Genomic DNA, 20,248 nt, shown 5'->3' with positions numbered 1-20,248 from the left:
GAATAGATATAAACGCTTCACATTGAAATACGGCTTAAAATGTGCTATATTATATATATATAATTGATTGTGATTTATAATAAAACACTTTTGGCCCTTTATACTGAAAAACATGGGGGTATTGACACATGAAGATAAAAGGTTCATTTACTGAAGGAAAACTAGATTCCTGGTTATTATCACTATGGCACAAGCCATCACAAATGATGGTGAAGCGGACCATAGCCTTGTTGATATCCATTAGCTTTCTCTTTCCCACGTTGAGCTGGGCTTTTGATGTAGAAAATTATCTTTACGCTTCTGTCCAGGGTATTGAACTGGGCGGACCCGGCAGCCGCAGTCTGGCTTTGAAGTATTCGGTTCCTTCGAATTTGGGAAAAGTTGTGGCAGCAGATTATCAACCCGGTAAGCAGACCTTTATTCTTATCCAGGACCTCCATTGTCATTACGAAATCCAGAAGAATATAACCGGTATTTTGGATACACTGACCACCCGCCATGATGATATCAATCTTATTGCTGTAGAAGGCGGCAGTGGGATTATCCCTTCGCTTGAATTGGCGGTTATCCCTGACTCTGCTGCCAAGCGTGCGGTCTCGGATTATTTTATGAAGCAGGGAAAATTGACCGGTGCGGACTATTTGGTGATCAATGACAGGCCGGATCTTGAGTTGTACGGGGCAGAGGATGCGCGGCTGTATCAGAGCAGTCTGGCTTTAATTCAGCGTTTTACCACGGAAGAAAATCGCGGTCGGGTGATTGAAATTTTAGATCAGCTGGAATTCATTCAGGAAAAAGTTTACAATCCGGCGTTGCTTTTTTTTGAAAAACGCAGGAAGCACTACTTGAGAAGCGATGCGGATTCCGATGCTTATTTGCGGGCGTTGGTCCGCGAGGCAAACAAGACGGACATTGCCCGCTTACCCCAAACGCTTCGGCGGATTGGTAAGCGCCGTGAGCTCAATTATCATGAAAAAATTGAGCAACAACAGTATTTAGAGAATGCACTGCGGGGAATGGTTTTTCGGACGGCAGTGGAACGCCGGCTGTATCAGTATCAAGTGTATATGGAGCTGGTGGAGCGGATGATTAATGTCTCTGCGTCGCGCGAGGACTTGGAAGCATATCGTTTGCTCGCGGAGACTGTTTCGCTTAAAAAAATTACGGCGGCGCTCAAGCGTGATTTGGGTGGTGTGTATTTTAATCTCTCCGAAGAAGCGGTGCGGCTTGAGGCCTCGCTGCATCAGGCGCTGCGTTTTTACCAATTTGCCGATCAACGCGATCATGCTTTATATAAAAATGCACTGCAAAGGATTCACGATCGCGGCGAGCAAAAAGTTATTCTAATCACAGGGGGGTATCATACTGTGGCGATTCAAGAGCAGATTAGTCGTGCCGGATATACGTATGTGACCATTCAGCCGGATATGTCCAAGGCGGAAGCAGGAACACACTATTTTGAACTGCTTCGCTATCCGGAGCAATTGACTGAGTTTGAAAGAATTATTGCCGGTCAGCCGGTAATACCGCTGGCGATGGCGGTCAGGAATTTTTTGACAATGGGAAATTTCCGGAATCAGTTTACGCGGGCAGTTGATTTTGTGAATTTGACAACGGTCCGTATGCGCGAGAGTGCTCTGGTGCGCCTGCCGGGACTAAGCATGGAACGTATTCGCAATAAACTGGTTAAGTTTGGGACACCGGACGGCACGAATTTTATGGGAATGCTTTTTAAACGCCGGGGTATGGAAATACTCGATAAAGAAGCGGTGAAACGCTATGCGGGTGAGCCCACCCTGCTGGGTTCCAATCAGGTGCGGGTGGTTTCTTTGGCAATGTTAAGCGCAGCAATTTTGTCCATAACCATTCTGCCATTACTTGGTATCGGCGCTGCGGTTTCGCCCGCCTTGACCCTGATGGCCATGAGTTTGATTATCATTGCCGGCTGGTGGACTGCCACCAACAGTGACGGAGATTTTCTGACCAGGGTTTTCACCAAGCGCAATATTATTCTGGCGGTTATGGCTATCGGTGTTTTTGCGTTGCCGGTCATCTCCCAGGTGATTATGGCGGATGTCACGTCAGCTGTGGCCACGGGTGCTGTCGGTGAGATGAGCAATTTGCAATTGTTGCTGGGCGGCGTAAAAAATATTTTTAGAATTTTCCCTGAAATTGCCGCCATGTCGCCAGTGGCGCATGATCCGGCTCAAGCGCTGGCCGCTTTTGCCGGGACTGTGCAGTTTATGGCCATGGCTCCGATTTTTACAGGCTTAAAATATCCAACTATTATGGGTAGGCGTGCGATACGTGATCAGAAAAGCAGTAAAAGTGTTTTGAGAGAAGAATTTTCCAAGCTTGTTGCAGATGAAATTGAAGGTCAGATTCGTCAACAGAACGAAGCGGATTATGGTGTGAGGTATGAAAAGGGAGATGCGCGTCCGGCGCATGGTGCATTTGCAATTGTTCCAGATCAAAATGCCGCCGTTATGTTGGACGTACTTGTGCAAAATGGACTTCCCAGGTTTGAAGATGATAGAGTAGCAATTGATTTTACCATTAAAGATGTTGTGGTTAAATCTGGAGATAAAGAGTATGTTACAAAAATCCCAACTTCGAGTGAGTTGTTGTTGAAGTATCCCAAACGTAAGGGCGGGCATGCAGAGATTGATTTTCGTACACTTTTAGTGGATCCGCGGTTTGTAGATGAAAGAGGGAAACCACTATATAAGGAACTTCCTAAGCGTTATATTAAGGCTGTCCTAAATAATTTTAATCCTATGATGCTGTATAGGGCTTACGGGAACGAACTCGACGATTTGCTGTCGCGCGCTGGAGATCAGGGAGAGGCTTTTGGGAAGATTATTAAATATGCTGCTCAGCAGTGGAAAGACAAACAAACTCCGGATGATCAGGAAACTCTGCAGGAAGTGGTAAGTATGGGTATGCTGCATGAATTTACCCATGCGCTGGCCCTGCACTTGCCGGATTTAATTCCCGAGGGATCCTCCGAGGAAACCAAACGTGATTTGGAGCCCATTACATTTGATAAGTATCTTGAATTAGTTATGAACGATAACGATCTCATCACCAGTGTGGCATTTAATAAGAATCTTTTTAAAGCTTTACGTGAAGTGAAGGACAAGGACCCAAGCACAAAAACCCAGGGGACAATCAATGCAACAGTGGCACTGGAAATGTTCTGTGATCGATTTAGTATGTTTTTATACCAGAATTATATAAAAATCCAAATTTATTCTACGATCTTCAAAGATGCAGAGGTTCCTTTTTCAGTGGATATTGACGCCATGCTGCGCATGGAAACCCAGCGTAAGGCAGGTCAATTACATGAAATGCGAGGGCTGAAGGATGTTTTGAGTGCTGAAGAGTTTGTTCGATTGGAAACTGAATTGGATGCAGCCGAGAAATCTCATTATTTTGTATCAAAGTTTGGAGATTCGGCGCTGACGGCCAATGAAACAGAGTTTTTTGAAAAATTTCTGAAATTATTAAAGCATTTTGATACGGAAAAAATGATTATGCGCTTTACTATGGATCATGCTAATAACAGCCGTTTTATGCGGGCGAGTGTCACTGGCTTAACAAGCCCAAAAGCATTAGGGGTCCAAGAAGTTGTTGAAGCTTCTGATGATTTAGGCGAGCTGGCGGTCAATACATTCAAAGCTTTGACGCCTCGGCAGAGTGGTATTAAAACCATTGTTGATACCGAAACGAAAGAAGCACAGGATGTCGCACAAGTTAAAGATGATCTTGATGGACCGTCACTGGAAATTCCGAAAATTGTACTTTTTGCAGAGCGCGAAACCGGTGAAATTCAGATCGTGAATGCAAGAGATGTTGCCAAACCCGCAGCAATTGGCATAACCGAAGATGTCGAGGTGGTTATCGGTAGTCAAGCGAGTGAAAAGAAAGATAAGACAGCTGGGGATGACGAGACGGCGCTGGAGTTGTTGGAACAAGTGGATGATCAAGTACCGTTTGATGCGGCATCTCTGCTGGGTACTGTGACGGTTGCCCGCTCTTCGGTTGAAGACACCAAAGAAAATGTAGCAAAGAAGCTGATTGATAAAAATAGAGCTGAAGCCAATGTGGGTGTTACAGGTGATGTGAATATCGAGGTTGCGGCCGGTGTTGCGCTCGCACAGGATAATTTCGCTTCCAATGTTGTCGCACCGGAGGCTAACCCGGATCTGGGCATGTATGCGGCTGCCGGACGTGCAGCTGTGCCATCCAGTTTTACCAGCCCCAGTCAAATGCCCTATTTCAGCGGGGCAGACGCTTTTGCAGGCAACAATATTGCCGGTGATTTATCCACCGCATTTCAAAATCAGGCGAGTCAACCATTGGCCGCTCCCGGGAGGGGGATTAATCAAGGTAGTATTGATGCAATGAATCAGAATGCCCAATTTACGGCCAATGCGGGACTCAATCAAGGCAGCTTGCAGGCAGTTCCCGGCTCCCTTGGCACGGGTATTTTTGAAACTTCGCGCTTTGGAAGAAGTGCTACTGATTGGCAGGCCATACCTTCCCGCGATATTCCGGGACAAAAAGGAGCCGGTAGGGATCAGGCGTTTTTGGCTAATTTTAACCAAGCCAATCCGGAATTGTTCCGCGCCTTAGGACTGCCCAAAGATACGCAGAACCAGATTTTGGCTGAACCGCGGATCGGCTACTTGCTAGGCAAGGCATCCCAGCTATTGCCGATGCTTCCGGGAAATCAACCCATTACGTTTGGATTCGACAGCCAAAGTTTGGCAGATCAAATGAATGCCATATTAACTGCTATGCTGGGAACGAAACAGGGGGCGGACTTGGCCGGCAGGATACGGACAGATGTGTTTCCCCTGGACAAAACTTCCGGGCAGCGCTTTGCGCCTTCTAACTGGCAGGTATTTAATGGTATTGCCGTGATTAGTGATCAGATGAATAATCTCCGGCCTGTGACAGTGGTTTTAAATGCTGACGGTAATGCCGCCGTAGCAGTTCCGCTTTTGGGAATTAAAAAAGATAAGGTGAATCTCGAATCATTACAGAGCATTCCCGGGTGGGAAAAAATACTGGCTGCCAGCAATAAAACCTTGGGTCAGATGCGCAATCAAGGAGAGCTCAGTGACTATTATTTGGTCACAGCAGCAACGATTCGTGAATTACAGCAGGGCCGGCAGGGACGACTTTTGAGCAATCTTTTATCCCCGGTAACCGGCTTTCAGGATGTGAGCAATTTAACGGTGCAATTGCCGACCTTGGCATTGCGGGTTGCCGCCCAGCCGGCTTTTAAACAAGGAGCAAAACGGGTGGTCATGGATATAAATTTGGCCGGGCTGGAATCGTTGCTGCGTGCAGGCGAGGCGAATGCATTGAGTATTGCGATGTTCGGCACGAGCGAGATTATTTCATCTTCTCTGGGATATAATATTAATAGTGCATTTATTCAGGCATTATTACAGGCAGATACACTGGAAGCCGCACCACTGGAAATGGTGGTTGAGCAAAATGCCCTGGAAAGCGAGTATGGTGTCAACCGCCAGAGTGTATTTAATCAATGGTTCGAGAGTTTGCAAGCAAAATTTCAGCAGTTGCTGGGAAAACAGGCTGCCGGGCGCATGAGCAAAGCGGAAGCCGAGGCGCAGGCTGATGAGTTGATGGGGTTGGATACAGTGACCCTTATTTCCCGCAATAAGCGTTTGGGTGAACATTTGACCCGGTTGCGCGGCCGGACTTGGGAGCAGGAACCTTCGCTCTTTTCTTCGGATATTTACTATGCCTTTAAACACGGGCGTATGCAGTCCAAACCGATTGTAGATGTTGAGGCCTGGAATCCCAAAGTAGAACCTACCAAGCACAGCCGCCAGCGCGGGCTTTCCAAGATATTTTCTGCGTTATTGCTGGGATTTGCCGCCGGGGTGCTGGTATTTGATACCTTTGTCGAGATCGGCCGCACCCGGGATGCTCAGGGCAAGCGTATCTCGGTTTTTGCCATTTTTCGTCACCCCAATTTTGTCAAAGCATTGCAATTAATGTCAATGGTGATCATGGGCAATGGCAAGGCCATGGATTATCTTTCACCGGCGGTGAAGCAACAAATCAATGATTTGCAGAAACTTAGCGCGGTTGAAGATGACACGGATGTTGTGAATTTACAGGAGCGTGAGGCCATGATTGATACCTTGTCGTTCGAGCAGATTCCTACATCGCTTAAATATTCGTTGGGGCAGTTTAAATCGTTTAAGAAGATGCTGGTCAATCATCCGATTTTTAAATTTTTAATGAGGATTACAGGTATTCGTAATATCGTGCCGCTCTATCCGGAGTTGTTTGTGATTCTTAGTGAATCGCAGAATATGCAGTCTGTGATGTGGTATTTTGCACCCGCAGTTACGACCCGGAAAAATATGGCTGAACTGGATAATGCCAATCAGGTACTTCAGGAGAATTTGACCCGTTCGGTTGAGACGGCCCGGGAGGAAATGGGACGGCTGCGTACGCAGTTGCAGGAACAGCAGGCCGGTGCCAAGCAGGATTATCAGGCCATGAATCGGATTAATAGTCAGATTAAGGATCGCCGGTTTACCTTGCTGTTAAACCGCGCGCTGGACAATCTGGGCAGGAACAACACAAACCGTAACATAAGACGGTTGATCCGGGTTTTATTAAAAGAATTGGCGCGGCGTGATGTTGAAAATGCTGAAGGGTATCAGGAAGATATTCTTAAAATTTTGTCCATGCTGGAACCGTTTCAGCAGGTTCCGGTCCAGATTGTGCTCGAATCCGGAAAAAAAGTACAGGCCAGTATTCCGGCCAGCTTAAATGATACCGTGTTGCGGGATCAGCTGCTTTTCTTTCTGGATGTTTATGATTCTAAAGGACAACCGATGCAGCCTTTGCGTCGGAAAGTCCTGCGGGCCGGTGCCTCGGCTTAATCGCCGGCATCAGTCAATTGTTATCAAGGGGCTGCACCAGACGGTGCAGCCCCTTTTTTTTAAAAACAATTGCTTGATGATCCGGGCGTGTTACCGTTTTTTTTGTTGCAGATGGGCATACGGTCGATCCGGGGATGCGGGAAGAGTATTTTGTTATTGGAAAACGGTGAATGACACTGAATATGCCAAACCCGTGCAGCCTGCAAAACCGGCAACATACCCGGATCATTGGAACCAGATAGCCTGATGCTTTGTGCGGTGCACAAAATCCATACCGCAACTGGAACCGGCAATATGCACAGACCGTTAATAAGTGCGTGTTGGAACAGGAAGATACATTGATTGAGAAAGCTGTTAGGGTTTGGTCGGTTGAACACGAAGTTTTGTTCAGCATCATGATGACGCTCATTGTGCATCCCCGGATGGAAGGATGGCCCTATCGCAGTCAACGAGATCAATGCATATCCCTGTTCCATAGCAACAGTAGTAAATAATGAAGGCCTGAAATGCTGAAGGAATAGACATTGTTGAATTTATAGGGATGGTTTAGAATGATATCTTGGGTTGCAGGGCATCCGGGATAGACGATGTAATGCAAGTTGACTTGGCAAACGAGGCAAATACGATGAAGCTAAAAATACTCCTGATCCTATGTGTCCTTTTGGGGTCCCTGACAACCGCTTGGGCCAAAGAACCAAAATTGATTACCCGCTATGAAAAAACGGCGCAGCGTTCACCTACGGAATTGATCATTCGTTATAAATCTCAGGAACATTTTCAGAAACAGGCCGGGCACTATTCTTCCATGCTTTCCATATATAAACAAAAAGTCCCGCATGGGCTGAAAATACAGTCTTGGGCAGAGGAAATCCGGAAGGATCCTGCCGTCGCATGGGTCCAACCCAACCACTGGCGCTATGCTTTGGCCGTAAGTGTGGTCCCCAATGATCCCTATTACCTGCCGGACAGAAATCAGCGACAGTATCAGCAGTGGTATCTCCCTAAAATAAATGCTAATTTTGCATGGTCCATTGCCTGCGGCAGCGACACATTGATTGTTGCGGTGGTGGATACCGGGATTGATCTTAATCATCCGGATATAAAAAACCGTCTGGTACCGGGTATCACCATTGTCAACCAGGAAAATTATTCAGCCACCTTGGATGGGATGGATGATCACGGTCATGGGACGCATGTGGCGGGTATTATCGGCGCCGGCACAGATAATAATCTGGGCATCAGCGGGTGCTCCTGGTACGGGAAAATGATGCCGGTCAAGGTGCTCAATAGTAATGGCGAGGGATTGGATTCGGATATTGCGGAGGGGATTCGCTGGGCCGCCACGCATGGCGCCCATATCATCAATCTTTCCCTGGGCGGAGCAACCGAGGACAACCAACCGCCCCAGGTGGTGCAAGAGGCAGTGGATGAGGCCTATGCCCGGGGCTGTCTGGTGATTGCCGCAGCCGGGAATTCAGGGGATGATACGGTTCATTTTCCGGCTGCGATGGACCATGTCCTGGCTGTGGCAGCGACCAATCCCTGGGATACGCGTGCTTCATATTCTACCTTGGGTGCTTTTGTGGACATCGCAGCACCGGGCGGCGCCGGCGATGACCGGTTCAACCGGGATACCGGTATTTTAAGCACCTACTGGAATGAGAATAGTGATATCACGGATGGTATGAGCGGTTCCGAGGCAGGCGAGTATGCCGTGACCGCCGGGACTTCCATGGCAGCGGCAGTGGTTTCGGGGGCTGCGGCGGTTTTATGGAGCCAACAGCCAACTCTTTTGGTGGATCAGATTGAAACTATGTTGAAATCGAGCGCACGGGATATCGGCGATTCGGGGAATGATCAGGCGACGGGCAGCGGCTTGCTGGATTTGCTGGCTGCCATGGGGAATCCGCCGGTGGAGCGTCCTGTTCTGACAACCTATAATTATCCCAATCCTTTTGATCCGGACAAAGATCGGGAAACCAGGATTGTTTTTTTATTGGATCAACCCACGGCAGTGGCGATTAAAATTTATGATAGTGCGCGCGATTTGGTTTGGGAAGATCGCGTGGCGGCGTCGGAAACGATTTCCGGAAAAAACACATGGGTGTGGACAGGTAAAAATAATAAAGGAATACGCGTCGCCAATGGCGCCTATTTTTACCGGCTGACAACCCCGGACGGCAGGCAGAGTAAAATAAAAATCATTGCGGTGCTGCGATGAAGAAAGATTTTAGAAAAAAAATTATGGCCGTGACGTATTTGATTGTAATCATCATGGTTGCGAAAACCGGCGGCGCGGAAGGAACGGCAGGTGCTGCCGGTGCTTATTTAAAAATGGGCATCGATGCCCGTGCGTTGGGGATGGGTGGTGCTTATACAGCCGTGGCCGATGATGCTGCTGCGGTTTATTGGAATCCGGCCGGACTGGCGGTTATGAAAAGACAGCAGCTCGCTGCCACGTATACCCTGTTTCCTGAAGGCGGCGATTATTCGCAATTTGTCTATGCCATGCCGCTTAATGTTTTTTCTTTTCCGGAAGATGAACTTTCAGGCAGCCATGGTCAAGCGGAGTCGGGCACCCTTGGGATATCCCTGATTCGTTATGCGGCAACGTACAATATTGAAGCACGGCGCATTGATTCGCTTAATCCCGATTATCTGTTTTCTGATATTGAGGGGTGCTATCAGCTGGCGTATGGAATACCGTTTTATCAGCGTTTTTATCTCGGACTTGGCGCAAAGGGATTGTATCATGAGCTGGATCAGGCCAATGCCAATGGTTGGGGATTCGATGCCGGTTTGACATGGCGCGGTATCGAAGGATTGCGGGTGGCAGTGGCGGTACGCGATGTTTATAGTCAATTGCATTGGTCAACCGGTATTCAAGAAATATTTCCAATGGTTTTTAAACTGGGTGCTGTATATGACTATGCAGTGCAAGCCCACGGAATTATGTTGAGTCTTGAGGGTGAAAACAATTTATCCGAGATGCCGACCCGTGTGCGTATTGGTACGGAATATAGATTTCATCAGCTTGTATTTGTCAGAGGAGGCTACAATGATGGTGCATGGGCTATGGGCGGCGGTATTCGTATTCCGTCAATCGGTTGGGGACGGGCCGGTTTGCAGCTGGATTATGCAGCCCAAGAGAACCGGATAACGGGTTGGGACCACTGGATGTCCATGAAGGTGAATTTTTAAGGGTCAAATTCAATGGAATCAAACAAGATGGAGATCATGCCCTGCGGGTTTCTCTGGTTGACAAAAAGGATAATCCCAAGTAAACTTTACTCTTTTCGGCAAGAACTACGAACCCTGTAGCCTTGGTTACAGGGTTCGTTTTTATAGGAAAAAGGGAGTGGTCAAATCGAATGCCTTCTCCAAATAGTAAGGGAAAAATCAAAGCAGGAACCCCGGAATTTTCCATTCGCGTAGCGTTGCTGGGGATTTTTGTATTGGCGGCAATAACCATCATCACGATTTTGTCATTACAGCCGCTTAATCCGGCAGTAATGCGGGTCATACTTATTTATGTATTCATTTTTTTAAGTGCCGGATTATTGGTTGCGGCGGTGATCAACCGTTTTATGGAAAAAAAGTCATCTGAGGAGTCTGCATGATTACCAGTATGACCGGGTATGGCCGGGGTGAGGCGCGTCATGGAAAAATGGCGGTTGCCATTGAAGTGAAGACCGTGAATCACCGGCATTTTGAAGCAATTATCAAATTGCCGGGCGGTTTGTGGGAATTGGAATCGGAAATGAAAAAGCGTTTGCGCGACGTGATCCGTCGCGGCCGCGCGGAGGTCTATGTGCATTTATTGTCGCCGGTCGCCGGGACCCGGGAGCCGGTGGTGGATGTTGATTTGGCGGCGAAATACATGCGTGCATTGAGCCGCGCAGGCGTACGCTTGAATTTGAAAGGCCGCCCGGATTTACCGCTTTTGGCAAGGCTCCCCGATGTGGTGCGGGTTGAGGAGCGGCCGGTTCAAACCAATGTGGTGAGCCCGTTGGTAGAGAAGGCCCTGCAGCAGGCTTTGAAGCGCCTTGCGATTATGCGACGCGTGGAAGGTAAACGCCTGACCCAGGATATCCGGTTGCGGTTGGGATTAATCCGGAAAACTCTTCAGCAAATTCAGCAACGGTTTCGCGTTGCCCTCAAGCTGCAGGAGCAACGATTGTATAAGAAAATTTCTTCATGGATTAATACGGATGGCAATGAGGCGCGGAAAATTACGCAGGAAGTCATCATAAAACACGTGCGTTCCGACGTGACTGAGGAAATCGTGCGGCTGGGATCACATCTGGCGCAGTTTGGTTCTTTTATTCAGAGCAAGGAACCGGTCGGGAGGCGGTTGGATTTTCTTATCCAGGAAATGAACCGCGAGATCAACACGATTGGCGCCAAGGTCAATGATGCGATATTGGCGCAGCATGTGGTGAGTGTGAAAGAAGAAATAGAGAAAATTCGTGAGCAGGTACAGAATTTAGAATAACAGGTGGGGGATGGAAACAACACTGATACCAATTGGTTACGGCAGCAGTCTTGCAGCCTGGCGCATCATCGCTATTATTGCGCCCGACTCATCACCGGTGAAACGGCTGCGTGAGGAAGCGCATGCCAATGGAAAATTGATTGACGCCACCCATGGGCGGCGTACCCGGGCGGTTCTGGTGATGGATTCAGATCATGTTGTGCTTTCGGCACTCCAACCCGAGACCCTATCCCAGCGATTTTACGGCAATGGCACAACGGAGACCGGGACGGAAAACCGGGGACGGAATAAAAAACAATGAAGCGCGGAAGACTCATTGTCATTTCAGCACCTTCCGGCAGCGGTAAGACAACCATCTGCGACCGGCTTTTAAAGCGGGACAAAAAAATCGTCCGCAGTATTTCCGCCACCACCCGTGAGCGCCGGGGGCGTGAGCGTCATGGCCGTGATTATTATTATCGGGACAAAGCGGTTTTTAAACGCGATATACAGGCGGGAAAGTTTTTAGAGTGGGCCGAAGTTCATGGACACTATTATGGGACGCTAAAGCAGGAAGTCGCCCGGCAGCGAAAGTTGGGCAAAGATGTTGCGTTGGTGATTGATGTTCAGGGCGGCTTGACGGTCAGACGGCTTGACCCGGAGGCGGTTTTGATTTTTATTCAACCACCGTCTTTTCAGGTGCTGGAAAAACGCTTGAGGTTCAGAGGCACAGACGATCGCGGGACTATTGCGCAGCGGCTGAAAAATGCCCGTTGGGAAATGAAATTTGTGAAGGATTATGATTATTCGGTTGTGAACAATCGTTTGGAAGAAGCGGTTGCGCAGATAAAGGCGATTTTAATCGCTGAACGATTGCGGGTAAGCGTAAAACGCAGAACCCGGAAAAAATAAAAGAACAAAAGGAGTACGTCGTATGAATACTTTGGATCTGGAAAAAATTGTGGATAAAGTGGGAAGCAAATATGAGGCAGTGTTGCGGATGTCGGTTATTGCCCGTCGGCTGGCCAATGACGGCGTCAATGAGGAAAATACCGGTGGGGATAAAATTACCCGGGTGGCGTTGAACGAGTATATTGAGCAGAACGATCTTACCAGCCACGTCGCAATCAGACCAAAGGAATAATCCGATGTTAAAAGGTCGGCGTATACTTCTGGGGGTGACCGGAAGTATTGCCGCATACAAAGCCGCCGAGCTGGCCAGGAAATTAATCAAGGCGGAAGCGGATGTCACAGTGGTTATGACCGGGAATGCGCAACAATTTATCACCCCGTTGACATTTCGGACCATTACCCGCAGGCCGGTGGTAACATCTCTGTTTGCCGACCCGGCATCTCCGGTGCCGCATATTTCTTTGGCCCAATGGGCGGAGCTGGTGCTCATCGCACCTGCGACTGCGGATACCATCGCCAGGGTTGCCCGGGGGCGTGCCGATGATTTATTATCTGCGCTGGTGTTGGATACCATTGCGCCGATTCTCTGGGCGCCTGCCATGAATACCCGTATGTGGGAAAATCCAGCGACACAGGAAAACATTCAAAAACTCACACGTTTTGGGCACCACTGGGTCCAGCCTGCTTCAGGCGAATTGGCTTGTCTGGAACAGGGCAAAGGCCGTTTGGCCGGGTTGGAAGTTATTTTTAACCAAGTCAGCGATATGCTGGTACCGACCGGTCCGCTGGCCGGGAAAAAAGTGCTTGTTACTGCCGGACCGACCCGCGAGCCTTGGGATGGCATTCGCTATTTATCCAATCGATCAACCGGGAAAATGGGATACGCTTTAGCGCAGGAAGCGCAGCGCCGGGGTGCATGCGTAACGCTTATTTCCGGACCTGTGGCATTGGAATCACCTGGGGGTGTTGAATGTATTTTGGTTGGCACGGCCAAGGAAATGCATGCTGCCGCCATGCAGGTGTTTTTGCAAACAGATATTGTGATTGCGGCGGCGGCGGTCGCGGATTTTAAACCGGCAGAAAATATTGTGGGTAAAATTAAAAAGAATCAGATGCCTGATCGGATTAAGCTGGAACCCAATCCGGATATTTTAAAGGAGATGGGCGCGAAGAAACAGCACCAGCTTCTGGTTGGGTTTGCGGCGGAATCGGAAAATATTGAGGCAGCGGCCATTGCCAAGCGGAAGGCTAAAAATTGTGATCTCATGATCGCCAATCAGGCATCCGGACCGGAAGATGCTTTTGCGGCGGATACTGCGCAAATTTTTTGTATTGACCGGGAGGATAGCGTGGAATTATTTGAACGCCAGTCCAAGGATGCGGTTGCCGGATTGATCTGTGACCGGATCGGGAAAATGATCAAATTGGAACAGTAGGGGCGAATTCATGTATTCGCCCGGCTGGGCGCAGGATGATTAAAGCAGGGTGAAAAAAACAAAAGGACGTCTGTAGTATGACTATGAAAAAAGGTATGCCTTTCATCATCATGATCGCAGTGTTGTTTTTGCTAGCCGGTGCGTCATGGGCTTCCTCATACAAACCGGGCGAGCTGCTGATAAAATTTAAAAGTCAATTAAGCGAGGAAAGTATTGTTCATGCAGCGCAGTCCTTGGGACTTCAGACGAAAGAAAAGAAGGTGTTGCAGCAGGCCTTGCTGTCCCCTTATGGAAAAAAAATATCCACTATTTCAGAGCGGCTTGGTGTAGGACAATGGCAGCTTGCTGATCCCAATACGCTGCAGCAGGTGCTCAAGACATTACAGCAGTCTTCGCTGGTTGAGTATATTGAACCTAATTACCGGCGGATTGCAACTGCGCCGCTTACCAATGGGCCGAATGATGCTTTTTACCAAAACGGGAGTCAATGGTGGCTGGAAGCTGTGGCAGCGGATCGTGCTTTTGCCGAAGGATTGATCCCCAGTGGGAATACAATCATCATCGCCATTGTGGACAGCGGTATTCGTTTGGATCATCAGGATCTAAGTGCGCAATTGGTAACCGGAAGAGACTATGTCAATTTAAACGGCAATGCAAACGATGATGAAGGCCACGGGACTCATGTGGCCGGGATTATCGGTGCGACGACGCATAACACGATCGGGATTGCAGGCACAGCATGTGATGGGAGTATTCAATTAATGCCGATCAAAGCGCTGGATAGTGACGGCGTTGGTTTTGATTCGGATATTGCCGGCGGAATTATTTGGGCTGTGGACCATGGTGCCCGGGTTTTGAATTTGAGTTTTGGCAGTGATGCAATGGGTAAGACGCTGCAGGATGCAGTTGACTATGCGTATCAGCAAGGCTGCGTGGTTGTTGCATCAGCCGGGAATTTTGCCCAGGAAGGTAATCCGATATTTTACCCGGCAGCATATCCTTCGGTGATTGCTGTGGCAGCGACGACAAGTACCGGCGCCTGGGCGGATTATTCAGAGTATCATGACTATGTAGACATTGCCGCGCCGGGTGGGCACGATAGCGGAAATAATGCAACCATGTTGTTGAGTACTTATTTTATGGCAGACGATTCCTACGCCTATTCATACGGCACCTCCATGGCATCGCCGGTTGTAGCTGGCGCGGCCGCACTGCTGTTAATACAAAATTCGGACCTGGCGCCGGACGAAGTCAAAAACCGGCTATGCATGACAGCGACCAAGACCGGCAGTCTGGTAAATGATCCGGACGGGTGGAACCGGCAATTAGGATGGGGTCAGGTGAATGTTTACCAGGCGCTGCGCAATACAACCACCTATGTTCTGAAAAAAACCGGACGGTCAAGTTATAATTTTCCCAACCCGTTTCAACCGGCCAGAGGGGAAAAAACCGAGATCATGATCCCGGCAGAGCAGGCAGGCGGCGTGGTGAAATTGACCATTTTGGATGCCATGGGACATTTGGTGTATACGCAGACAGTCTCAGGGAGTGTGGTCTATCCCGGCGCCACGCTTGTCTGGGACGGACATGACAACCAGGGCGATTGGGTCGCCAACGGTATCTATTTCTACCGGTTGGATGTGAATGGTGAAATTTATGAAAATAAGATTGCGGTATTAAATCAATGACCAGGCAATCAAGCATACATCGCAAGCAACGACTGCCGGTGCGGCGACTGATCGCGGCAGCACTGGGACTGATCGTGATAGCCGGTAGCAGCTATGGTCCGTGTATTTCGCAGGTTTATGCAGCCGGCCAAGCAGCCGCTTATCTGCGCGAGGGTATTGGGGCGCGTGCTATGGGCATGGGTAATGCCGGAACCGCATTGGCGGATGATGCCACAGTTGCTTACTGGAATCCGGCAGCCTTGCCTTTTTTAGAAGCGATCAGCATTGCCTCACAAACCGGTATTTTGGAATGGGATCGATCCTGGAATTTTCTTAATTTTATTTATCCCGGGATACGACAGGACGGAGGCAGGTACGCTTTCGGCGCCAGCTGGGTCAGTTTTTCCGCCGGCGATGATATCGAAGCGCGGACGTTTAACCGTCCGGAAGCGGACTATACATTTAAGGATATGCAAGACACCTATCTTTTTTCCGCTGCGGCAAAAACCCCCGCAGGTTTAAGTCTGGGTGCGAATATTAAAATAATAACCCATTCCCTGGATGAGGTGTCCGGCAATGGCCTGGGGATGGATTTGGCGATTTTTCAAAAAGTAACACCCCACTGGCAGTGGGGTTTGATGATGCAGGACGTGTATAGTACGATTCAATGGCCGGGAGATTATCTGGACCGGCTTCCCATGCTGTTGCGTGCCGGAGTTCTGCATCGGATGCTGGAAAACAAACTGCTTGTGGCAGTTGATTTGGGCGGGGAATTTTTCCATGCTGCCGGGGCTTTTCGGGAGTTTCATTATCAGCTTGGGGTAGAGTATCAATTTATTCCCCGCCTGGCGGTTCGGGCAGGTCTGGATTCAGGTCAATGGACACTGGGCGCGGGGTACGGCTTTCTTTTAAAAGATTTGGCAATTGTACAACTGGATTATGCATTGGCAGGGGAAGCGTCGGCCGGTATGGGCCTGACGCACTTGCTGTCGCTGGTGATTAATTTATTGCCCGGATAGGGTATTGTGTAGAATAATTAGCCGATTCTGAAAAACATGAAAAGTGTTGAAAGTAGTGAAGAAATAGTAAAAAAGACCTGTGCGTGTTGTTGGACGAATAAGCTGCATGGGTGTGGACTGTAAATGTTTTTACGGTTTTTGATTTGTTGTAGCATACCATTTGTATGTCCCCGTATTATTGTATTGCCCATTTGCAGCATAGGCGTGAAACAATACGCACAGGCCTCAACCGATAGTAGGGAATGGTCGCGACCATTCCCTACTCAGACGATTGATCGCGTGAACTGCCAAAGGACAAAGTACAGAATGGGGATGAGGATAGATACTTAAATAGTAGCCACGAAGGCGAGGTGTTAGTGTATCATCCAAATCCCGGCACCCGGCATTCGCCGGGCAAGTCCGCCGGGCAATGCCTGGCAGCGTACTCGCTCAATCGTCTGACCAGACTTCATCGGGAAATGGGTTCCGATTTGACTTTTTCAGGATCGACTGGTTAAGATAAGAATGATGAAAAGGGATGGCTATGTCACAACTCAAGAATGAATTACTGGACTCAATTCGCCGGATGAAAAAAAATATTGCTGCACAGATTAACCGCGGTGATAATATTATTTCGTTTTTCCGGACAGGTAAGACATCCCCCAGCCGCATCCTGCAACCCGCAGCCAAAGAACAGGATGGATTTCAAAAACTCTATGCGCAGGTGAAAAATTGTAAGCAATGTGAGCTGGCTGGTTCACGGCGGAATGTGGTGTTTGGTGAAGGAGATCCTTCAGCACAATTGGTTTTTGTGGGTGAGGCGCCGGGATTGGATGAAGATAAAAGCGGCCGTCCCTTTATGGGAGAGGAGGGGAACTTACTGACCAAGATTATTGAATCCATCGGACTCAAAAGAGAAGAAGTCTATCTCTGCAATGTTTTGAAATGCCGTCCGCCGGGAAACCGCAATCCTTCGTCTGTGGAAATTGAAGCATGTCAGTCTTTTTTGAAAATACAGCTGGATTTAATAAAACCCAAGGTGATCTGTGCACTCGGTGCATTTGCCGGACAGGTGCTTTTGCAGACAAAAGAACCGATTGGTACACTGCGTGGTAAAATTTACACCTATCAGGGTATCCCGGTTGTTCCGACCTACCATCCTGCAGCATTGCTTTATCGTCCGCAAAATAAAAAATATGTCTGGCAGGATATGAAACACATTGCTTTACTTTTAAAATCAGGGTAATGCCGGAATAATGTCAGGTTTTTTTTACCGTTTATTCCTTTTAAAATAAGCGTATTTTTTAGAAAGCGCAAAATAGTACTTGAAGTATTGCGCGTAACTACTTTTATTACAAAATAAATGTATTTATTTGATTGACAAATACACTATAAGGGGTACTATCATCTAAGAAACACAAAATAGCCTGGAGGACAAGCTTGAAAATCAAGTTTGGATCATCACCTTTTGATGACGATGGAACGTTTCTTAGAACCTTGATGTTATTTGCGCTTTTAATCATCTTGCTGGTATTTATTTTTGGACCACCCACGTCATCAATCACGAAAGTGAATACAACGCAAACGACAGCCAAGGCTATTTTTATGCCCTCGCAGGCGCCATTGCTTAAAATGGTGACCAAACCCAAAGCACTTTATATTACTGAACAGGCCGGTTATCCACCCGTGATTGAAAATACACCTATGCCGACACCCACACCCGCGGGTGGCGGTATTTTACGGAAAATTGCATTTGCTTCTAACCGGGGGAACGGCAGGCATTATCAACTTTATATGATGGATGCCAACGGGAGAACAGTCGAGCAGCTCCATGAATCCAAATTTTTTGACCGTGATCCACATTTTTCTTATAACGGGACCGAGCTGGCTTTTTCTTCCAATCGTTCCGGTACCTATCAAATTTATATACTTGATTTGAAGACCCGTGCCGTCAAACAAATTACCCGGGGTGGTGCGGACAAAACCAATCCGTTTTGGAGTCCCAATGACAGCCAAATTTTATTTACGCTGCACAAAGATGAATCCGCTGAATTGGGTATGATGAACGCCGATGGTTCCAAACCAAGGCAGCTAACCCGGGCGTTTGGGCACAGCCATGGCTATGGTTTTTCACCGAATGGCCGGTGGGTTTCCTTTGAATCCACCATGAACAACCGCAGTGAAATTTTTATTTATGACTTACTGGAGAAGAAGAGCCGGGCTTTGATTAAAAATGATGACTTGACCTATCAGGGTGATCCGGTTTTTTCACCTCTGGGAAATAAACTGGTTTTTTCCTGCAACAGTCTTGAGAAAAAAACCCGCCAGCTTTATATGTATGATCTCGCCTGGCGGAAATATTATCGAATTACCGATGACCAGATGGACAAAGATGATCCGCTGTTTTCCCCTGACGGAAGCAAAATTGCCTATGTGGCCCGGTGGGAAAATGCCTGGAATATTTTTATCATGGATACAGATGGTAAGCATGTGCGCAATGTGACCAAGAGCTATTACGATAATGTTGTGCCCAGCTGGCGGTAACGCATTCCCACCATATTTTTTCTAAAAACCCTTGAAAAATATGAAAAATATTGAAATAATTATTTCCTTGGGGTTGTCTAATAATTGATGGAACTTTACCGATTTTTTTGAGGTGCGCCAATGACTTGCCGGATGAAGCGATTGTCGATTTTAAAAATAGCTTTTTTGATAGGTGGTATTCTAAGTATTGCGGGGAGCGTACAAGCCGCCTCTGCACTGATGTACAATATTACAGTTACTTTTGTGGGTGGTGGGCCGCCACCGACTGGAGTATCTGTACTGGAACACTTTCGTGAATCCGGTAACCCCCATCCGGGATGGTTCAATGTGTATAATGCCCAATTAGTTGGTGACGGCACAGGAAAAGCAGACCTTTTATATCAACCGACCGATTCAGCCACGTGGGGCTACGCAACATCCAATACATTTACTGATTTTGACATCGAGGCAATGCCGCATATGCGCGTGGTTGTGACCAATGTCGATGCGTCAACCGGAAATGAGATTTGGGTCAATGACGGCGCCGGTGATCGTGTGCAGGTTTCAGCAGGACTGGGTGTTGGCGAGCATGATGTTGATGTTCAATCAGCTACGGGATGGACCAGTCCAAAGTCGTTTTTTGTTGAATTGATTGTTCAAAGTTCGACGCCGGGAACAGGAACCCGGTTTGATGAGATTCAATTTTATAACCAAAATACCAACGGCATGGTGGATCATTTTAGGTTGACCGGCAATCCGCATCCGGGATGGTTCAATGTTTACAATGTGGAAATGACTGGAGACGGCACAGGGAAAGTTGATCTTTTATATCAGCCGGCCGATTCAGCGACATGGGGTTACGCAGCATCCAATACATTTACTAATTTTGATATTGATACCTATGCTCATATGCGAGTGGTCATTACCAATGTCGATGCATCGACTGGAAATGAAATTTGGGTCAATGACGGAGCCGGTGACCGGATCCAGGTTGCATCTGGATTGGGCGTGGGTGCCCACAATATTGACATTGATGCAATTACCGGCTGGTCAAGCCCGAAATCTTTTTTCATCGAACTTATTGTGCAAAGCAGTACTCCGGGGACCGGAACACGTTTTGACGAGATAAAAATTGGGGTGCAGGAGTACTGATATACTATAAAATATTTTTTTTATTTTATCCGCTTGACGCGCCTATAAAATATTGTAAACTGACTATTACGCACGATTCCCAACAAGATACACGATGTTATCCGCAATAGATCGAGTAAAAGAAAAGCAGGAAATATTCTTTATTATT

General features: G+C 47.9%; 14 protein-coding genes. All 14 read left to right on the top strand.

Features of this window, described 5'->3' with window-relative positions:
- Positions 1-128 precede the first annotated feature (128 nt).
- Positions 129-6,938 (top strand): hypothetical protein, encoded by a 6,810-nt coding sequence (locus K8S19_08530; protein ID MCD4813721.1) that lies wholly within the window; start codon positions 129-131, stop codon positions 6,936-6,938.
- 625 nt (positions 6,939-7,563) lie between these two features.
- Complete coding sequence (locus tag K8S19_08525) at positions 7,564-9,159, top strand: S8 family serine peptidase (GenBank protein ID MCD4813720.1); 1,596 nt, start codon at positions 7,564-7,566, stop codon at positions 9,157-9,159.
- Positions 9,156-10,139: a PorV/PorQ family protein gene (locus K8S19_08520; GenBank protein ID MCD4813719.1), complete on the top strand. Its 984-nt coding sequence runs from the start codon at positions 9,156-9,158 to the stop codon at positions 10,137-10,139. The genes K8S19_08525 and K8S19_08520 overlap by 4 nt, the downstream gene beginning before the upstream one ends.
- A gap of 170 nt (positions 10,140-10,309) precedes the next feature.
- Positions 10,310-10,558, top strand: a complete 249-nt coding sequence (locus tag K8S19_08515) for a hypothetical protein (GenBank protein MCD4813718.1) — start codon at positions 10,310-10,312, stop codon at positions 10,556-10,558.
- Positions 10,555-11,433, top strand: a complete 879-nt coding sequence (locus tag K8S19_08510) for a YicC family protein (protein ID MCD4813717.1) — start codon at positions 10,555-10,557, stop codon at positions 11,431-11,433. The genes K8S19_08515 and K8S19_08510 overlap by 4 nt, the downstream gene beginning before the upstream one ends.
- 10 nt (positions 11,434-11,443) lie before the next feature.
- Complete coding sequence (locus K8S19_08505) at positions 11,444-11,734, top strand: DUF370 domain-containing protein (protein MCD4813716.1); 291 nt, start codon at positions 11,444-11,446, stop codon at positions 11,732-11,734.
- A complete protein-coding gene (gmk, locus tag K8S19_08500; GenBank protein ID MCD4813715.1) occupies positions 11,731-12,324 on the top strand; it encodes a guanylate kinase in 594 nt (197 codons plus the stop codon). Before K8S19_08505 ends, gmk begins: the two co-directional genes overlap by 4 nt.
- Before the next feature lie 22 nt (positions 12,325-12,346).
- Positions 12,347-12,556, top strand: a complete 210-nt coding sequence (locus K8S19_08495) for a DNA-directed RNA polymerase subunit omega (protein MCD4813714.1) — start codon at positions 12,347-12,349, stop codon at positions 12,554-12,556.
- A 4-nt stretch (positions 12,557-12,560) separates the two neighbouring features.
- Positions 12,561-13,760 carry a bifunctional phosphopantothenoylcysteine decarboxylase/phosphopantothenate--cysteine ligase CoaBC gene (gene coaBC / locus K8S19_08490; GenBank protein ID MCD4813713.1) on the top strand — a complete coding sequence of 400 codons (1,200 nt, stop codon included), beginning with the start codon at positions 12,561-12,563 and terminating at the stop codon, positions 13,758-13,760.
- Between the two features lie 77 nt (positions 13,761-13,837).
- Positions 13,838-15,448, top strand: a complete 1,611-nt coding sequence (locus tag K8S19_08485) for a S8 family serine peptidase (GenBank protein MCD4813712.1) — start codon at positions 13,838-13,840, stop codon at positions 15,446-15,448.
- The gene (locus tag K8S19_08480; protein MCD4813711.1) at positions 15,445-16,446 is read left to right on the top strand and encodes a PorV/PorQ family protein; all 1,002 of its coding nucleotides are present in this window, start codon (positions 15,445-15,447) and stop codon (positions 16,444-16,446) included. Before K8S19_08485 ends, K8S19_08480 begins: the two co-directional genes overlap by 4 nt.
- 523 nt (positions 16,447-16,969) lie before the next feature.
- A complete protein-coding gene (locus K8S19_08475) occupies positions 16,970-17,671 on the top strand; it encodes a uracil-DNA glycosylase (protein MCD4813710.1) in 702 nt (233 codons plus the stop codon).
- 194 nt (positions 17,672-17,865) lie between these two features.
- Positions 17,866-18,969: a DPP IV N-terminal domain-containing protein gene (locus tag K8S19_08470; protein ID MCD4813709.1), complete on the top strand. Its 1,104-nt coding sequence runs from the start codon at positions 17,866-17,868 to the stop codon at positions 18,967-18,969.
- Positions 18,970-19,089: 120 nt separating this feature from the next.
- Positions 19,090-20,100, top strand: a complete 1,011-nt coding sequence (locus K8S19_08465; GenBank protein ID MCD4813708.1) for a hypothetical protein — start codon at positions 19,090-19,092, stop codon at positions 20,098-20,100.
- The last annotated feature ends 148 nt before the right edge of the window (positions 20,101-20,248 follow it).

This window comes from bacterium, from assembly GCA_021108215.1.
Taxonomy (GTDB): domain Bacteria; phylum Oederibacteriota; class JAAXVQ01; order JAAXVQ01; family JAUVAV01; genus JAIORK01.
Note: the sequence above shows the minus strand (reverse complement) of the source record. Positions and strands in the feature narration are given on the sequence as shown.